We start from the raw sequence: 15,171 nt of genomic DNA, 5'->3' as shown, positions 1-15,171 counted from the left end.
GACGAAACCACCCGGCCCGTGAGGCGCCGGGTGGTTCCGTGTGAGGCCGCGCGGTTACTTCTTGCCGCCGAGCAGGCCGCCCAGAATGCTCCCGAGGGCGTCGCTGCCACCCTTGCTGCTGAGGACGCTACCCAGGATGCTGCCCAGCGGGTTGTTACCACCGGAGGCTGCCCCGCCACCGACGGCGCTGCCGAGGATGTTGCCCAGGATGTCGCCAATACCGCCACCGCTGGCCGCGGGCGCCTCGGCGGGAGCAGCCTGCGCGCCTCCACCGGTGAGCTTCTTGGCGACGAAGGCAAGCACGATCGGCGCAAGGATCGGCAGCAGCTGCTTGATCAAGTCGCTGCTGCCGGCTCCGGCGCCGGACAGCTTGGCGGCTACGTCGTCGGCATTGTTGTCACCGAACAACGAAGCAACGACCGCGTTGCCTGCGTTCTGATCGACATCGTCGACATTCACACCGCCGTCAAGGAGGGTGCTCGGCGCGCTGCTGACATTGGCCTGCAGATCAGCGGCCTTGTCCGGGTCGTCGGCGTTGGCCTGCAGGCCGCCCACCAGCAGCGGCACCACTGACTTGATCGCCTTCTCGGCCGTCTCGTTGTCGACTCCGAGCTTCGCGGCGATCTGATCGGTCGGAATCTCGTTAAGTAGCTCTTCGAGTGTGGCCATGGGTCTCCTCCTAGATGTCTGGGTTTGGTGAACCTTAGCCAAGCAGATCAGCCCCGAGTAAACGAATGCCGAACATCACAGACCCAGACCCTTTACCCCTGTGGGGTCCGCCCATACCGTCGAACCATGAGCGGCCACATCGTCGTGGTTGGCGCCGGGATCGCCGGTCTTGCCACCGCAGTCGCGTTACAGCAGTCCGGGCGCGATGTCGTGGTTCTCGACGATCGAGATGGCACCTCCACAGGCTACGCGATTACCTTATGGCCCAACGCATTAGCGGCATGCGACGCCCTCGGTGTCGGTGACGACGTGCGTGATGCGAGCGCGCGGGCGGAGGCGGGCATGATGCGCTGGCGGGATGGGCGAATACTCCGAGAACCTCCGAACGGACAGCTCACCAGGGCAATCGGCGAGCCCGTCGCGGTCACCGAACGCAATCAACTCCTGGCGATTCTGGCGGGCCGGCTCACGCCGGGGACCGTCCGCTACGGCGCTCGCGTGGCCAGAGTTCGCGACGGGCTTCACGGGACCTCCGTCGAGCTGGCCGACGGCGAGGCACTCACCGCCTCCGCGGTCATCGGTGCCGACGGGATCGGATCGCTCGCAGCGCAATATCTCAATGGACCACTCGCGTTCCGATACTCCGGGTACACCGCATGGCGCGGTATCGCCGACATGGCGGTCTCCGAGGAGCTGGCCGGGATCACCCTGGGACCGGGCATCGAATTCGGCCATCTGCCGATGCCCGGCGGCCGTACATACTGGTTCGCCGGCGAACGATCCCTCGAAGCACAACGCGCGTCCAACGGCGAAATCGACTACCTGGCAAGAAAGTTCAGCGATTGGGCCGACCCGATCCCGGACCTGCTGAAGCAGAGCGACGAGTCGTCGGTGCTCCGCGGCGATATCTTCGACCGCGGGCGCCTGCGCCGAATCACCGGCGGGAGGGTCGTGCTGGTGGGCGACGCGGCGCACCCGATGCGACCACACTTGGGCCAGGGCGGATGCCAGTCCCTTGAGGACGCCGCAGTGCTCGGCGTGGCAGTATCCGAACGATCCTCTCTGCCAAGCGCTTTCCGTGAATACGCGCGCCAGCGCAAATCCCGCACCCGCACAGTGGTCAATCGGAGCCGTCACATCGGTCACGCGACCTATGCGCGCCCCGCCGTGTTGAGCGGACTGCTGACCCGAGCATCGGCTCGGATACCCGCAGCCGTGTTCTGGCGCCAGCTACGGGGCATCTCCGGATATGACGCGTGTGACATAACCGTTCGCCCATAGGATTCGCCTGTGTCGATTCCCATGCCCAGTGCCAGTCTCAAGGACTTCTGCATCGACGCGATGCTGCCCGTGCCCGTCGCCAAGTTCTGGGCCGCGGCCATCGGGGGTGAGGTCGATGTCGACGAGGCAGGCGAAGCGCTGATCCGGCGCGGCAAGGATGTCGATATCTGGGTCAATCGCGTCCCGGAGCCCAAAGCCGTCAAGAACCGTGTGCATTTCGATGTATACGCACGTGGCGCCGAGGACCTCATCGCGCTGGGCGCGACGGTGGTGGCGGAGTATGGGCCAAACCGGGCCGTACTGGCGGACGTCGAGGGCAACGAGTTCTGCGCCTTTCTCGATCCGCAACTCGAAAGCGATACGCCTGCAAGGCTATTCGCAGTGTGCACCGATAGCGAAAATCCGGTCGAGATCGCCCGGTGGTGGCAGGGCCTCGTCGGCGGCACACTGATACCCGGCTCCGACGGGGCGCCGCGGTGGCTGCGCGACGGCGCCGGATGGGGTGACCTGATCTGGAAGTTCGTTCCGGTTGCCGATGAGCGTGTGGTCAAGAACCGCTGGCACTGGGATGTACGTGCCGATGCCGCCGAGTTGGTGCACGACGGCGCCCGCGCGCTCCGCGGCCCCGATACCGATATCCGCTGGACTGTGCTCACCGACCCGGACGGAAACGAGTTCTGCGCCTTCGGTTAGGGCCGCTTGCCCGCCTTCGGCTAGGCCCGCTTGCCTGGTGTCGCCAACGCCGCTGCGATCGCAGTCGTCAACGGAACCGACAGCACCAGGGCGATGCCACCCACCGCGGATCTGGCGATCTCGATCGCCACTCCCTCGCTAGTCAGTACGTCACCCAGGGATCGATTGGCGACGCTGAACAACAGCAGGAGCGGCAGCGAGTTCCCGGCATACGCCAGCACCAGCGTGTACACCGTGCTGGCGATGTGATCGCGCCCCACCCGCATGGCGCCCAGGAAAATGTCGCGTCGCGTCGAGCCGTCGCCGAGCTCTGCCAGTTCGAAGACCGTTGAGGCCTGCGTGACCGTCACGTCGTTGAGAACGCCGAGCGATCCGATGATGAACCCGGCGAGCAACAACCCGGAGATCGACACCCCACCCATGTACGCGGCGACTTCGTTGTTCTGCTCGTCCGATAGGCCGGTCAGATGTGTCAGCCCGATGACGGCCCAAGACAGTCCGGCCGCGAACAGCATCGCCGTGAGGGTGCCCAATAGCGCCGCACTGGTGCGCATGCTCACACCGTGAGCAAGGTAGATGACCACGAACAGGATCAAGCCCGACGCCACCAGCGCCAGCGGCAACGCGGGGCCGCCGTCACGCACTGCCGGAAGCAGGAACACGGCGAGCACCATGAACGCCACCACGATGCCCACCAATGCCCGTAATCCGCGCCAGCGCGCCACCAGGCAGATGACGATCGCGAAGGCTGCGGCTACCGCCGCCAGCGGCCACGCGCGTTCGTAGTCATAGAAGCTGTAGGTGGTGGCGCCCTGCGCGTCGACCTGCCTGGTGATCCGAATATCTTCTCCGGCAGCGAGAGTCGGCTGCCCGCCACCGGCCGTGAATTCCAGCTGAGTCTTGGCGCCCGAGTTGGGGCCGGAGGTGATGGCGATGAGGTCGAGCGAGCACGTCGACTCAGGTGTCTGACCCGGCACCGGGTCAGCGGTGAGCACCTGCCCGGTGGAGGGGCTGCCGCACTCACCGATACGCGTCGCTACCACCTGGCCCGATTCTGTGGTGACCGCACCGCCATGGGCATTCTGATACGGCTGCGGTATATCCACCGTGCGGTGCTCCGGCCACAACACAACGAGGCCGACGAGGACCGCAATCCCCATCACACCGAGGAGACCCACCACGGTCCGGGCGGCGGTGGAGCCGAAAGGGGCGGGGCCCGTCGGCATCGTGTGGGAATGGGTATGCGAATGCGCCACTCTGTCAGGGTAGAGGTGGCAACGCGGCCAGCTCCGCCTCCGTGTTCACGTTGGCGACCCATTTCGGGTTGGATATCGAAATTCGTTGCGCACCAACGCTCTCGAAAAGCGAGCCGAGCCGTCGCTCCCCGGTGGACGTCAACTCATCAATGGTGTCGCATAGGTCCGTGTCATACACGGCCGCCAGGTAGTGATCCCGGCCGTCCGCAGTGGCGAGGGTGATGCGGCCACCGCCGGTGGCGAGTTCATCGATGAGCGCCGAGGCAAGCAACGGCATGTCGACGGCACAGACAAAGGCTCTGAGTGCTCCCCGTTCCGCGGCGGCCCGCAAGCCCTGTCCCAGCGCCACCAGCGGCCCCTGCCCCGGCTGCGGGTCGACGACGACGACCGTGTCTAAACTCCCTCCGAGATCACCCATGTCCTGATGCGGCGCGCGCACCACGATCACCGGCGCACAGCGTGAGCTCACTGTTCGCACGATGCGTTCCGCCAGGCTCTCCCCGCCCCAGCGGATGGTCGCCTTGTCGCGGCCCATGCGGCGCGAGGCTCCCCCGGTGAGCACCACCGCCGCGAGTGCGTTCATACGGGAAAGGTACGCACAGATGCCAACAAGCCACCAAGGGGTAGGTTCACCGGTCGAGGTGTGCCACGCCCTTGGTGGCTCGTTGAGGTGGTTCTACGGCTTAGCCGCGCCGTCCGCAGACCGGCCATGCGCCGATCCCCTGACGGGACAGCACGTTCTCCGCGATCCGGATCTGCTCCTCGCGCGAAGCGAGGTGCGGTGAGCCGGCGCCGCCGTTGGAGCGCCAGGTGCCCATGTTGAACTGCAGGCCGCCGTAATAGCCGTTTCCGGTGTTGATTCCCCAGTTGCCACCGGACTCGCAGTTAGCGATGGCATCCCAGTTGACCGGATCCGCACTCGCTGTTCCAGCCAGCGCCATCGGAGCCGCGACGAGCGCGCCGGTGATGGCCGCCGTGGTGAGCGTTTTGCGGATGTAATTCATGTCGTTCCTCTCGCCGGGCACGCACCGACCACCACCCGCTTGCGGATAACCGCAGCGGGCTCTGGCACACCTACAGGCGAGGTGGACATCTTCGTCGGATCGCGCCGTCTCGGTCGGGCGCGACAAGGGAGGCGGCTGTTGCCTCACCGGCTCATCTCGCCGGCGGCCAGGAACTGCCTACTGGCGTTCCTGTCCCCATTTACTTACAGGGTTCACGGTTCGGAGTTTTGCTCCGATTTGTTGACCCGTCGGACCGTACGGAAGGACTCAGCGAAAGTCATCCCACGACACGCACATCCCAAACCAATAACAAAACAATCACGGAGGGAATCTATAGCGACTAACCGCAGGTCACTTACGAAATTCTCAGGTTGGCCCAGAGTGCGCTCTAGCTGGCACAAGTGAGTCAGATCACGGCAATATTGTGAGCCACGCCACGATTCAGCAAATCACACGCGTCACGATAGAAACTTCAACAACATGCGGCGTGGCTAATTGACAAATTAACTCTATTCACATTGGTATCACAAGTAACTCAATTTGCCAATTGCCACAAATGTAGACAGCAGAAAGGAAATCATATATTCCCAATACCCAAGGGATTGACCAAAAGCCAAGGGGTGTCTACGAATTCGTTACCGCAGCGAGTGACGTCAGCAAGCGCCATCGCAGGCGCACACAATCCACCTAAGTGAGATGTGAGTGAGGTACGCGCCCGACACGGGGGCAACCTGACGGTGCCCTACCTAGACACCAAAGCCGGTGCCACCAAAGACTTTCCAGCCAGCCGGCGGACCCCATCGGCGCTATCGCGCATAGCATCGCCGACCGTGTGGGTTACGGACGCATCCCGCCCGTTTCGCGACCTCCCCCCACACTCGACGAGCGAGCCCGGGGACAGGGTCAGCTAGAAGTTCTAGCTAGCCGACGGTCCAGGTGTCGCGACCGGTCAACAGCGCCTGCAACGCGGCGGTGTCGCTCGGCTTGGCCGCCGCAGCGACGGCCAGCTGCTCCCGAGCCATATCGTCATAGCTCGGCCGCTGCACGCTGCGGAACACACCCATCACGGTGTATTCAAGATCCTGTTCGGACAACCGTGACAGTGCGAACGCGTAGGCGGGATCATCCGAATATGCGTCGTGCACCACGATGTCCTCGGCCTTCACATCCGCAGTCTTAGCCACTTCAAGGCTGAAACCGGAACGGACGACACAGAGTTCACCCTCGGCGCCGAAAGTGATCGGCTGGCCGTGGCTCACATTGATAACGCGCTGCTCGAAGCCTTCCTTGCGCAACAGGTCGAAGGACCCGTCGTTGAAGATCGGGCAGTCCTGCAGGATCTCGACAAGCGCCGAACCACGGTGCGCGGCCGCGGCACGCAGCACCTCCGACAGGCCCTTCTTGTCCGAGTCAAGTGCTCGGCCGACGAAGGTGGCCTCGGCGCCCAGCGCCAACGACACCGGGTTGAAGGGGTAGTCCAGCGAGCCCATGGGCGTCGACTTGGTGACCTTGCCGGTCTCCGAGGTGGGCGAGTACTGCCCCTTGGTGAGGCCGTAGATCCGGTTGTTGAACAACAGGATTGTCAGGTTCACGTTGCGGCGCAGGGTGTGGATCAGGTGGTTGCCGCCGATGGACAGCGCGTCACCATCACCCGTCACCACCCACACCGACAGGTCCTCGCGAGCCAGCGCCAGGCCGGTTGCGATGGCCGGGGCACGCCCGTGAATCGAGTGCATGCCGTAGGTATCGAGGTAGTAGGGGAACCGGCTGGAGCAACCGATGCCGCTGATGAACACGATGTTCTCGCGCTTGAGACCAAGCTCGGGCAGGAAGCCTCGGATGGTGTTGAGGATGACGTAGTCACCGCATCCGGGGCACCAGCGCACCTCCTGATCGGAGGTGAAGTCCTTCGACTTCAGCTGCTCGTCGCTGGTGGGCACCAGCGCATTGGCGCTCAGGCCAAGATCCACACCGGTGAGACCGTTCACGCTGTCGGTTCCGTTCAAAACGTCGGTCATGCTCGATCCCCTACGGCCACCGCTGATTCGCGCGCGAGTACAGCCTTCTGACTTTCCTTTTCGGCGAGTGACCCGTCCAGGGCCGCATCGATGATTTCTTCGACCTCGTCGGCGAGGAAGGCCATACCCTGCACCTTCGTCACCGATTGCACATCCACCAGGAACTTGCCGCGCAGCAGTAGCGAGAGCTGTCCAAGGTTCATCTCCGGCGCAACGACCTTCGGGTATTTGCGTAGTACCTCACCCAGGTTCTGCGGGAACGGGTTGAGGTGACGCAGGTGGGCATGGGCCACCTTGAGGCCCTTCCGGCGGGCGCGCCGGCATGCCTCGCCGATGGGGCCGTACGAGCTGCCCCACCCGACCATGAGCAGTTCGGCACCGCCGCTCGGATCGTCAACCTCCAAGTCCGGCACGGTGATTCCGTCGATCTTGAGCTGGCGCAACCGCACCATGAGGTCGTGGTTGGCCGGGTCGTAGGAAATGTTGCCCGAACCGTTGGCCTTCTCCAGGCCGCCGATACGGTGCTCCAGCCCGGGGGTGCCGGGCACGGCGAACTGGCGGGCCAGTGTCTCGGGATCGCGGTTGTAGGGCGCGAAGTCCTGGTCCGGTGTGGCGAATGTGTGCTCGATCGCCGGGTAGCTCGCGATATCCGGAATGGCCCACGGCTCAGAGCCATTGGCGATTGCTCCATCGGACAGGATCATCACCGGGGTCCGGTAGGTGAGCGCGATACGCACCGCCTCGACGGCGACATCGAAGCAGTCCGAGGGCGACCGCGGTGCCAGCACCGCGATGGGTGACTCACCGTTGCGCCCGTAGAGGGCCTGTAGCAGATCGGCCTGCTCGGTCTTGGTGGGCAGACCCGTCGACGGTCCGCCGCGCTGCACGTCGATCACCAGAAGCGGCAGTTCAGTCATGACCGCCAGCCCCACCGCCTCGCTCTTGAGCGCCACACCGGGGCCGGAGGTGCTGGTGACGCCCAGGGCGCCACCGAACGAAGCCCCAAGGGCCGCACCGATTCCAGCGATCTCATCCTCGGCCTGGAAGCTCAGCACGCCGAAATGCTTGAGCTTGCTCAGCTCGTGCAGGATGTCGGATGCCGGGGTGATCGGGTAGGTACCGAGCACCACCTGGGTTTTCGCAAGCTGTCCCGCGGCGACAACGCCGTAGGACAACGCCGTGTTACCCGAAACCTGCCGGTACTCGCCAGGCGGAAGCGAAGCCTTGGCCACCTCGTAGGTGGTTCCGAAGGCTTCGGTGGTCTCGCCGTAGTTCCAGCCGGCCCGGAAGGCCAGGATGTTGGCCTCGGCCACATCGGGCTTCTTCGCGAACTTCTCCCGCAGGAACTGTTCGGTGCCCTCCAAGGGACGGTGGTACATCCAGGACAGCAGCCCCAACGCGAACATGTTCTTGGTGCGTGCGCCGTCTTTCTTCGAGACTCCGGCGGGCTCGACGGCACCGAGCGCCAAAGTGGTCATCGGGACCTGATACACCACATAGTCCGACATATCGTCGTGCTCGAGCGGATCGGACTGGTAGTCGACCTTGGCCAGGTTCCGCTTGGTGAACTCATCGGAGTTGGCGATCACCATGCCGCCGCGCGGCAGATCGCCGATGTTGGCCTTGAGAGCCGCCGGGTTCATCGCCACCAGTACGTCGGGCCTGTCGCCCGCGGTGAGGATGTCGTAGTCGGCAATCTGAATCTGGAAGGACGAAACACCGGGCAGCGTGCCCTGTGGGGCGCGGATTTCGGCGGGGTAATTGGGCTGTGTGGCGAGGTCATTACCGAAGACCGCGGCCTCGGAGGTAAATCGGTCTCCGGTGAGCTGCATACCGTCGCCCGAGTCTCCAGCAAACCGGATGACGACCTTTTCCAGCTTCTCCGATACGGCTCCGTCGCCCACCGGTGACCTACCTTTCACGACGAACTCCGGCGGTGGCGGTACGTACGCCACCATTCAGCGGAGTTTTCTGTCACTCTCAGTACCGATTATTACACTTTCGCACCGCTGACCTTGACGAGGGCGTGCCCGTAGGCGCGAAACTTGACACCTGTCGAGACAATTCCTACTGCCTGGCCAGTGCCGTTGCCTCACTACCCGCCAGTAGACGTGAGGCAAATCACAAGGATCAGCCAAGCATCTGCTTGGTTGCCCGTTGGCGCCATCGCTCCGCGACGACTATCAGGGGGTTGTGGCGCCGAGACCGGCCGACAGGTCCAGAATGAGAATCATGACCGGGCACCGGATACCGACGGTTGGTGACGGCTTTGGCCACGGCAGCGCGCCTGAGTCGGGTGAAGGCGGCGAACCCCATATCGCGGTCACCGGGGCGAAGGACGTCGCCGCAGGAATGACCGCGGTGGGAGTTTCTCTGCAACGCGCCTTCGAACAAATGGGTCCGCTACGCACCGTCGCGACACTGACCAAGCTGAATCAACGCCACGGCTTCGACTGCCCCGGCTGCGCCTGGCCCGAAACTCCGGGCCACCGCAAACTCGCCGAGTTCTGCGAGAACGGGGCCAAAGCGGTGGCCGAAGAGGCAACTAAGCGCACGGTCACCCCGGAGTTCTTCGCCCAGCACTCCGTAGACGAACTCCGTGAGCTACCCGAATACTGGCTCAGCCAGCAAGGTCGCCTCAGCCACCCGATGGTGCTGCACACGGGCGAATCGCACTACCGGCCGATCGACTGGGACGACGCCTACCGGCTCATCGCCAGTGAGATCAACGCCGCTGCCGACCCAGACCGCCTGGCGTTCTACACCTCGGGGCGCACCAGTAACGAGGCAGCATTCTGCTACCAGCTGATGGTCCGCAGCCTGGGCACCAACAACCTGCCCGACTGCTCCAATATGTGCCACGAGTCCTCGGGTACCGCACTGACGGACTCGATCGGAATCGGTAAGGGTTCGGTATCCATACCGGATATCGAGCACGCCGACGTCATCCTCATCGCCGGCCAAAATCCCGGCACCAATCATCCCCGCATGCTGTCGGTGCTGGAGAAGGCGAAAGCCAACGGCGCCAAGATTATTGCCGTCAATCCGCTCCCGGAGGCCGGGCTGCTTCGGTTCAAGGACCCGCAAAAGGTCAACGGCGTTGTCGGCCACGGCGTGGCGATCGCCGACGAGTTCCTGCAGATCCGCCTCGGCGGCGATATGGCGCTCTTCGCCGGCCTGGGCAGGCTGCTCCTGGAAGCCGAAGACGCCAACCCGGGGAGCGTCGTCGACCGGCAATTCATCGAGGAGCATTGCGCGGGATACGAGGAATGGGCCGCGCAAACCCGGACGGTCGACTGGGAAACCGTCTCGCAGGCAACGGGAATCGAGATGTCCCAGCTGCGTACCGTGGCGAACCTGCTTGCCGAGTCAAAGCGCACCATCTTCTGCTGGGCGATGGGCCTCACCCAGCACCGGCATGCGGTTGCCACCATCGGCGAAGCGACGAACCTGCTGCTGATGCGCGGCATGATCGGCAAGCCGGGTGCCGGAGTGTGCCCCGTGCGTGGTCACTCGAACGTCCAGGGTGACCGCACCATGGGCATCTGGGAGAAGATGCCCGAATCATTCCTGGCCGCATTGGATTCCGAGTTCGGCATCACCACCCCGCGCAAGCACGGGCTCGACACCGTCGACGCGATCCGGGCCATGCGGGACGGCAAGGTCTCGGTCTTCATCGGCATGGGCGGCAATTTCGCCTCCGCCACCCCTGACACCGCCGTTACGGAGGCCGCGCTACGCAATTGCGCACTGACGGTGCAGATCTCCACCAAGCTCAATCGCAGCCACCTGGTGAACGGTCGCACTGCACTTATCCTGCCCACCCTCGGGCGCACCGACCGCGATATCCAGAAATCGGGAAAGCAACTTGTTTCCGTGGAAGATTCGATGTCCATGGTGCACCTGTCGCGCGGCAGTCTGCACCCGCCCAGCACGGAGCTGCGCAGCGAGGTGGCCATCGTCTGCCAGATGGCACGCGCCGCCCTGGGCCCAACGCATCCGGTGCCGTGGGAGAGGTTCATCGAGGACTACGACACCATCCGCGATGCCATCTCACGAGTAGTGCCCGGATGCACTGACTACAACACCAAGGTCCGCCAACCAGACGGGTTCGGTCTGCCGCATCCGCCACGTGACGATCGCCAATTCCCCACCCACACAGGCAAGGCCAACTTCTCGGTGGCACCGCTGGAATGGGTGCAGATCCCCGATGGCCGGCTGGTCTTGCAGACGCTGCGCAGCCACGACCAGTACAACACCACCATCTACGGCCTGGACGACCGATACCGCGGCGTCAAGGGCGGCCGCCGGGTGGTCTTCGTAAACCCAGAAGACCTGGTGGCATTTGGGTTATCCGAGGGCGCGCGGGTGGATCTTGTCTCCGAATACACCGGCGCCGACGGAACACTCGAGGAGCGGCGGGCCGAGGACTTCCTGGTGGTGCCGTATTCCACGCCCCGGGGTAACGCGGCCGCCTACTATCCCGAAACCAATCCGCTTGTGCCCCTTGATCACGTCGCGGAGCGTTCCAACACCCCGGTGTCCAAGGCGGTCGTGATCCGGCTGGAAGCCCGTGGGTAGGGTCACCGACAGGCGGCGCATTCGGCGCATCGAGGGTGTCGAACACAACGACCGCAGCGAGACACTGGTCGTCGAGGAGCCCCTGGAGATTCGGGTGAACGGGCAGGCGGTGGCCGTCACAATGCGCACCCCCGGATCGGATGTCGAACTCACCCAAGGGTTCCTGCTCACCGAAGGGGTCATCGCCGGCCGCGAAGATCTGTTGACCGTGCGCTACTGCCAGGGCGAAGGACCCGACGGTCTGAACACCTACAACGTCCTGGATGCCACCTTGGCCCCCGGAGTTCCCGCACCGGACCCGGCGGTGACGAGGAACTTCTACACCACCTCCTCCTGCGGTGTCTGCGGCAAAGGCTCCTTGGAAGCGGTACGCACAATCAGCCGCTTCTCCCCCGGTGACGACCCGTCCACGATCGAGTCGCACACACTGGTTGGCCTGCCCGACAAACTTCGTTCGGCACAAAAGGTTTTTGCGACGACGGGCGGCTTGCATGCCGCGGCACTGTTCACCATCGACGGCACCATGCTGGCAGTGCGCGAGGATATCGGCCGGCATAACGCGGTGGACAAGGTCATCGGGTGGGCACTGGAGAACGACAGGCTGCCACTGACCGGAACGGTGCTACTGGTGAGCGGAAGGGCCTCCTTCGAGCTCGCCCAGAAGGCCACCATGGCAGGGATTCCGATCCTAGCCGCGGTGTCGGCGCCGTCCTCGCTGGCCGTCGATCTGGCGGCGCAGTCGGGGATGACGCTCGTTGCATTCCTGCGAGAGGACAGCATGAATGTCTACACCCGGGCAGACCGCATCCGTTAGCGCCTCACGGCACCTCGACGGCGATCTCCCTACCCAGTGAGTAGCCCGGCGCCAACGGCAAGCCGTCGCCGCTCCAGAACGATCCCGGGTCGAAGTAGTTCGACCGCTTCTCGGTGAGGAGCAGTCCCATCTCCTCATAGCTGATCGCCACCGTCTCTGCACAGAACGCAGTCTCCAACCCGGCCTGGCGGTGTTCCACCTTGTCGCGCTCGGCCACCTCGCGAACCTTCTTGTGCACGAACGGGATTCCACGTGTCCAATCGCTGACGGTCGGAAACCGGCCTCTCATCCAGCGGCCCGTCAACCGCGCGGTGGCCGGAAAGGGCGTCCCGTCCATCCGGGCGACGACGCGCAGCGCGGCGTCCTCCTGCTCGCGACTCAGCCGCGGGCTCAGCTGCCGAAGCCAGCACCGCTGCCCGTACACGTGTACCCATCGCTCGATCGCCGCGCGCGCATCGTGCAGCTGCACTCCTCGGTGATTATCGCCGGTCCACACATCGGTGAGTTTGTTGCCGAGCTCGGCGTGCCACATGAGCGGCGGCAGGTCGTCGATCGCCAACGTCATGCCAACATGATTGACCGGGCTGTTCGACAACGTCTGGATAAGACGATCGGGGCCCGACCGTCCGCGGAACACCCAAATGTCGCCGGTCCGTGTCGCATCGAGCGCCTGCTCAATCGACACGGACCGATTGTCTTCGCGCAAGCGGCTCATCCTGTCGCCTTCTCGATCATCTCCGCACCGTAGCCTGGACCGATGGCCAACATGTGGAAGTGGCTCGGGCTCGCCGGGGCCGTCGGGGTGGCGGCAGGGGGCGTACTGGTCGCCCGCGATCAACGCAGACGCAAGGCGTACACCGTGGACGAGATCCGCGACCGGCTGCATCAGCGACTCGGCGAATCGGAGCGTCGCGACTAGCGAGGCCTCGAACTAGCTGGACTTCCAGTTCTGCAGGCCGACGAAGGCCATCCTCAACGAGCTAGTCGCGGTACTGACCACCTCATCGGTGTCGGCATCTGGCTGTACCAACTCCGCGACCGCATTCGCGGCGATCGACAGAATGAGATTCGCCGCCGTCGTCAGGTCGGCGGAGTCCCACATCCGCATCTGATCGCGTCGAGCCAGGTCGATCGCCAGCTCCCCCGCCAGCAGCCGCATCTCGATGTTCACCGCACGCCGCACCTCGGTGGGCGCGGTGTATCGCTCGGTCACGACGAACCGCAACTGATCGGGACTCTGCCGCACCTGCTCTGCCAGGATTCCCATCGCCTCGCTCAGTGTCTTGGGCTCGCCACGGCGGATCTCGCGCGCTATGCCCCGCGCGCTCCTCATCCCCTCCTCGGCCAGGGCCACACCCAGCTCGTCGAGTGACGAGAAGTGGCGGTAGAACGCCGTCGGCGAGATCCCGGCTCCACGCGCCACATCGCGCAGGCTCAGGCCCGAGAAAGCCTGGGTACGGGAGAGATCAAGAGCGGCCTCGATCAGTGACGTCCTGGTGCGCAACTTCTGCTCACCCCGGACCGATTCACGCCGCGCGGAACCACCCGAATGCGGTCCCCGCTCACGACGACTGGTCATGGCGGCCACTTTATCGCTGTGATGGCCGACACGGTGATTGCGGCTTGACTGAGTGGGGGTCTCTTGGTTCACAATTTCAGTGTACATTCGTTAACCTAACGGAGGCAGTTCGAATGACATTTCTAACTAAAGCCACCCGGCGCATCCTGACTCCCGAGTCCTCATTGGGCCGGCTACTGTCAGCCGCGCTCACCCCACACGCCGTCGACCGCTACCTCGAACTCGTCGACCCGATGATCACCTGGGAAGAGGCCCGCGCCCGCGTCGTTCGCGTCCAGCGCCGCACTACTCGATCGGTGACCTTGACCCTGCGCACAACCCGCCAGTTCAAAGGCTTTCGAGCAGGTCAGTTCGTCCAATTGGGCGTCGTCATCGACGGTGTGCGGCATGTCCGATGCTTCTCGCCCTCGTGCGCCGACGACGCCCGGGAAATCATCGAGCTGACCATCGCCCGACGACCCGAAGGCTTGGTCTCGAACTATCTGTACAAGCACGCCGCGGTCGGTGATGTGTACAGCATCACCCCGGCCACAGGCAGCTTCACCCTGCCGAACCCGCGACCCTCGCGGACCCTACTCATCGCGGGCGGTAGTGGGATTACACCTGTTATCTCAATGGCACGAAGCCTTGTAGGAAATGGGTATCCGGGAACCCTGACAATCCTCTACTACGCTCCTAGCGCCGCGGAGAACCCGTACGCCCGCGAGCTGGCCGAGCTGGCCGAGCTGCCCTCGGTCACGGTGCACACCGAGTACACCCGCGCAGGCGGCCAATACTTCGGCCCTGAGCAGCTTGACGCAGTCGCGCCATGGATGAGTCCCCCGCAAGCGGGAGGTACCCCCAGCTTGCGCGAAGACCAGGCCCCTGCGCATGCCGACACCCAGACATTCCTGTGTGGCCCGCCGTCTCTGCACGAGGCAGTCGGCGCGCTGTATGCGGAACGCGGAATCTCCGACCGTCTGCACACCGAAGAATTCACCCTCACCACGTCGGGCACCACTGCCGAGGCCGGGGGCGTGCTGCGATTCGCCACGTCCGACAAAGGCACAGTCACCGCCGAAAACGACGGCCGGCCCATCCTCGAACAGGCCGAAGCGGCCGGTCTGCAACCCGAGTTCGGCTGCCGGATGGGTATCTGCTTCGCCTGTTCGGCGGTGAAGACGTCCGGGTGCACCCGGAACCTGCGTACCGGCGACGAGAACGACGACCCCGATCAACACATCCAGCTCTGCATCACCACCCCCGTCGGTGACGTCGACATCAACCTCTAAACCCG

Annotated in this window: 14 protein-coding genes; 6 read left to right on the top strand and 8 right to left on the bottom strand. The window is 64.4% G+C overall.

Going from position 1 to position 15,171, the window contains the following annotated elements; all coding sequences use genetic code 11:
• Positions 1 to 54 precede the first annotated feature (54 nt).
• Entirely contained in the window at positions 55 to 669 is a 615-nt protein-coding gene (locus MLB1_RS20865) for a DUF937 domain-containing protein (protein ID WP_180751755.1), read from the bottom strand.
• A gap of 126 nt (positions 670 to 795) precedes the next feature.
• On the opposite strand from MLB1_RS20865, the gene MLB1_RS20860 reads away from it, so the two are divergent.
• Both MLB1_RS20860 and MLB1_RS20855 read left to right on the top strand, forming a co-directional pair.
• A complete protein-coding gene (locus tag MLB1_RS20860) occupies positions 796 to 1,950 on the top strand; it encodes an FAD-dependent oxidoreductase (RefSeq protein WP_180751754.1) in 1,155 nt (384 codons plus the stop codon).
• 21 nt (positions 1,951 to 1,971) lie between these two features.
• Positions 1,972 to 2,643 carry a VOC family protein gene (locus MLB1_RS20855; protein WP_180751915.1) on the top strand — a complete coding sequence of 224 codons (672 nt, stop codon included), beginning with the start codon at positions 1,972 to 1,974 and terminating at the stop codon, positions 2,641 to 2,643.
• Positions 2,644 to 2,663: 20 nt separating this feature from the next.
• Here the strand turns inward: MLB1_RS20855 and MLB1_RS20850 are convergent, their stop codons facing one another.
• From MLB1_RS20850 to MLB1_RS20830, 5 genes are all read right to left on the bottom strand, one after another.
• On the bottom strand, positions 2,664 to 3,899 hold the full coding sequence (locus tag MLB1_RS20850) for a YibE/F family protein (protein WP_180751753.1): 1,236 nt from the start codon (positions 3,897 to 3,899) through the stop codon (positions 2,664 to 2,666).
• Positions 3,900 to 3,903: 4 nt separating this feature from the next.
• Positions 3,904 to 4,482 carry a molybdenum cofactor guanylyltransferase gene (gene mobA, locus MLB1_RS20845; protein ID WP_180751752.1) on the bottom strand — a complete coding sequence of 193 codons (579 nt, stop codon included), beginning with the start codon at positions 4,480 to 4,482 and terminating at the stop codon, positions 3,904 to 3,906.
• A 100-nt stretch (positions 4,483 to 4,582) separates the two neighbouring features.
• Entirely contained in the window at positions 4,583 to 4,903 is a 321-nt protein-coding gene (locus tag MLB1_RS20840; RefSeq protein WP_180751751.1) for a transglycosylase family protein, read from the bottom strand.
• A gap of 920 nt (positions 4,904 to 5,823) precedes the next feature.
• Positions 5,824 to 6,921 (bottom strand): 2-oxoacid:ferredoxin oxidoreductase subunit beta, encoded by a 1,098-nt coding sequence (locus MLB1_RS20835; protein WP_180751750.1) that lies wholly within the window; start codon positions 6,919 to 6,921, stop codon positions 5,824 to 5,826.
• A complete protein-coding gene (locus tag MLB1_RS20830; RefSeq protein ID WP_180751749.1) occupies positions 6,918 to 8,879 on the bottom strand; it encodes a 2-oxoacid:acceptor oxidoreductase subunit alpha in 1,962 nt (653 codons plus the stop codon). Before MLB1_RS20830 ends, MLB1_RS20835 begins: the two co-directional genes overlap by 4 nt.
• Before the next feature lie 274 nt (positions 8,880 to 9,153).
• On the opposite strand from MLB1_RS20830, the gene MLB1_RS20825 reads away from it, so the two are divergent.
• Positions 9,154 to 11,502: an FdhF/YdeP family oxidoreductase gene (locus tag MLB1_RS20825; protein WP_371750673.1), complete on the top strand. Its 2,349-nt coding sequence runs from the start codon at positions 9,154 to 9,156 to the stop codon at positions 11,500 to 11,502.
• A complete protein-coding gene (gene fdhD / locus MLB1_RS20820) occupies positions 11,495 to 12,316 on the top strand; it encodes a formate dehydrogenase accessory sulfurtransferase FdhD (RefSeq protein WP_180751747.1) in 822 nt (273 codons plus the stop codon). The genes MLB1_RS20825 and fdhD overlap by 8 nt, the downstream gene beginning before the upstream one ends.
• Before the next feature lie 4 nt (positions 12,317 to 12,320).
• Here the strand turns inward: fdhD and MLB1_RS20815 are convergent, their stop codons facing one another.
• On the bottom strand, positions 12,321 to 13,001 hold the full coding sequence (locus MLB1_RS20815; protein WP_180751914.1) for a guanylate cyclase: 681 nt from the start codon (positions 12,999 to 13,001) through the stop codon (positions 12,321 to 12,323).
• A 72-nt stretch (positions 13,002 to 13,073) separates the two neighbouring features.
• On the opposite strand from MLB1_RS20815, the gene MLB1_RS20810 reads away from it, so the two are divergent.
• Entirely contained in the window at positions 13,074 to 13,235 is a 162-nt protein-coding gene (locus tag MLB1_RS20810; protein WP_180751746.1) for a hypothetical protein, read from the top strand.
• Between the two features lie 12 nt (positions 13,236 to 13,247).
• On the opposite strand, the gene MLB1_RS20805 is transcribed toward MLB1_RS20810, so the two are convergent.
• The gene (locus MLB1_RS20805; protein WP_180751913.1) at positions 13,248 to 13,904 is read right to left on the bottom strand and encodes a TetR family transcriptional regulator; all 657 of its coding nucleotides are present in this window, start codon (positions 13,902 to 13,904) and stop codon (positions 13,248 to 13,250) included.
• A gap of 104 nt (positions 13,905 to 14,008) precedes the next feature.
• On the opposite strand from MLB1_RS20805, the gene MLB1_RS20800 reads away from it, so the two are divergent.
• Positions 14,009 to 15,166, top strand: coding sequence for a ferredoxin reductase (locus MLB1_RS20800; RefSeq protein WP_180751745.1), 1,158 nt, complete (start codon positions 14,009 to 14,011; stop codon positions 15,164 to 15,166).
• Positions 15,167 to 15,171 lie beyond the last annotated feature (5 nt).

This window comes from Mycobacteroides sp. LB1, assembly GCF_013449725.1.
Taxonomy (GTDB): Bacteria; Actinomycetota; Actinomycetes; order Mycobacteriales; family Mycobacteriaceae; genus Mycobacterium.
Note: the sequence above shows the minus strand (reverse complement) of the source record. Positions and strands in the feature narration are given on the sequence as shown.

Coding starts and splice junctions, on each gene's coding strand:
- mobA (WP_180751752.1), bottom strand. CDS start 4,482: ATGAACGCACTCGCGGCGGTGGTGCTCACCGGGGGAGCCTCGCGCCGC.
- MLB1_RS20855 (WP_180751915.1), top strand. CDS start 1,972: ATGCCCAGTGCCAGTCTCAAGGACTTCTGCATCGACGCGATGCTGCCC.
- MLB1_RS20830 (WP_180751749.1), bottom strand. CDS start 8,879: ATGGTGGCGTACGTACCGCCACCGCCGGAGTTCGTCGTGAAAGGTAGG.
- MLB1_RS20835 (WP_180751750.1), bottom strand. CDS start 6,921: ATGACCGACGTTTTGAACGGAACCGACAGCGTGAACGGTCTCACCGGT.
- MLB1_RS20860 (WP_180751754.1), top strand. CDS start 796: ATGAGCGGCCACATCGTCGTGGTTGGCGCCGGGATCGCCGGTCTTGCC.
- MLB1_RS20800 (WP_180751745.1), top strand. CDS start 14,009: ATGACATTTCTAACTAAAGCCACCCGGCGCATCCTGACTCCCGAGTCC.
- MLB1_RS20865 (WP_180751755.1), bottom strand. CDS start 669: ATGGCCACACTCGAAGAGCTACTTAACGAGATTCCGACCGATCAGATC.
- MLB1_RS20810 (WP_180751746.1), top strand. CDS start 13,074: ATGGCCAACATGTGGAAGTGGCTCGGGCTCGCCGGGGCCGTCGGGGTG.
- MLB1_RS20840 (WP_180751751.1), bottom strand. CDS start 4,903: ATGAATTACATCCGCAAAACGCTCACCACGGCGGCCATCACCGGCGCG.
- MLB1_RS20825 (WP_371750673.1), top strand. CDS start 9,154: ATGACCGGGCACCGGATACCGACGGTTGGTGACGGCTTTGGCCACGGC.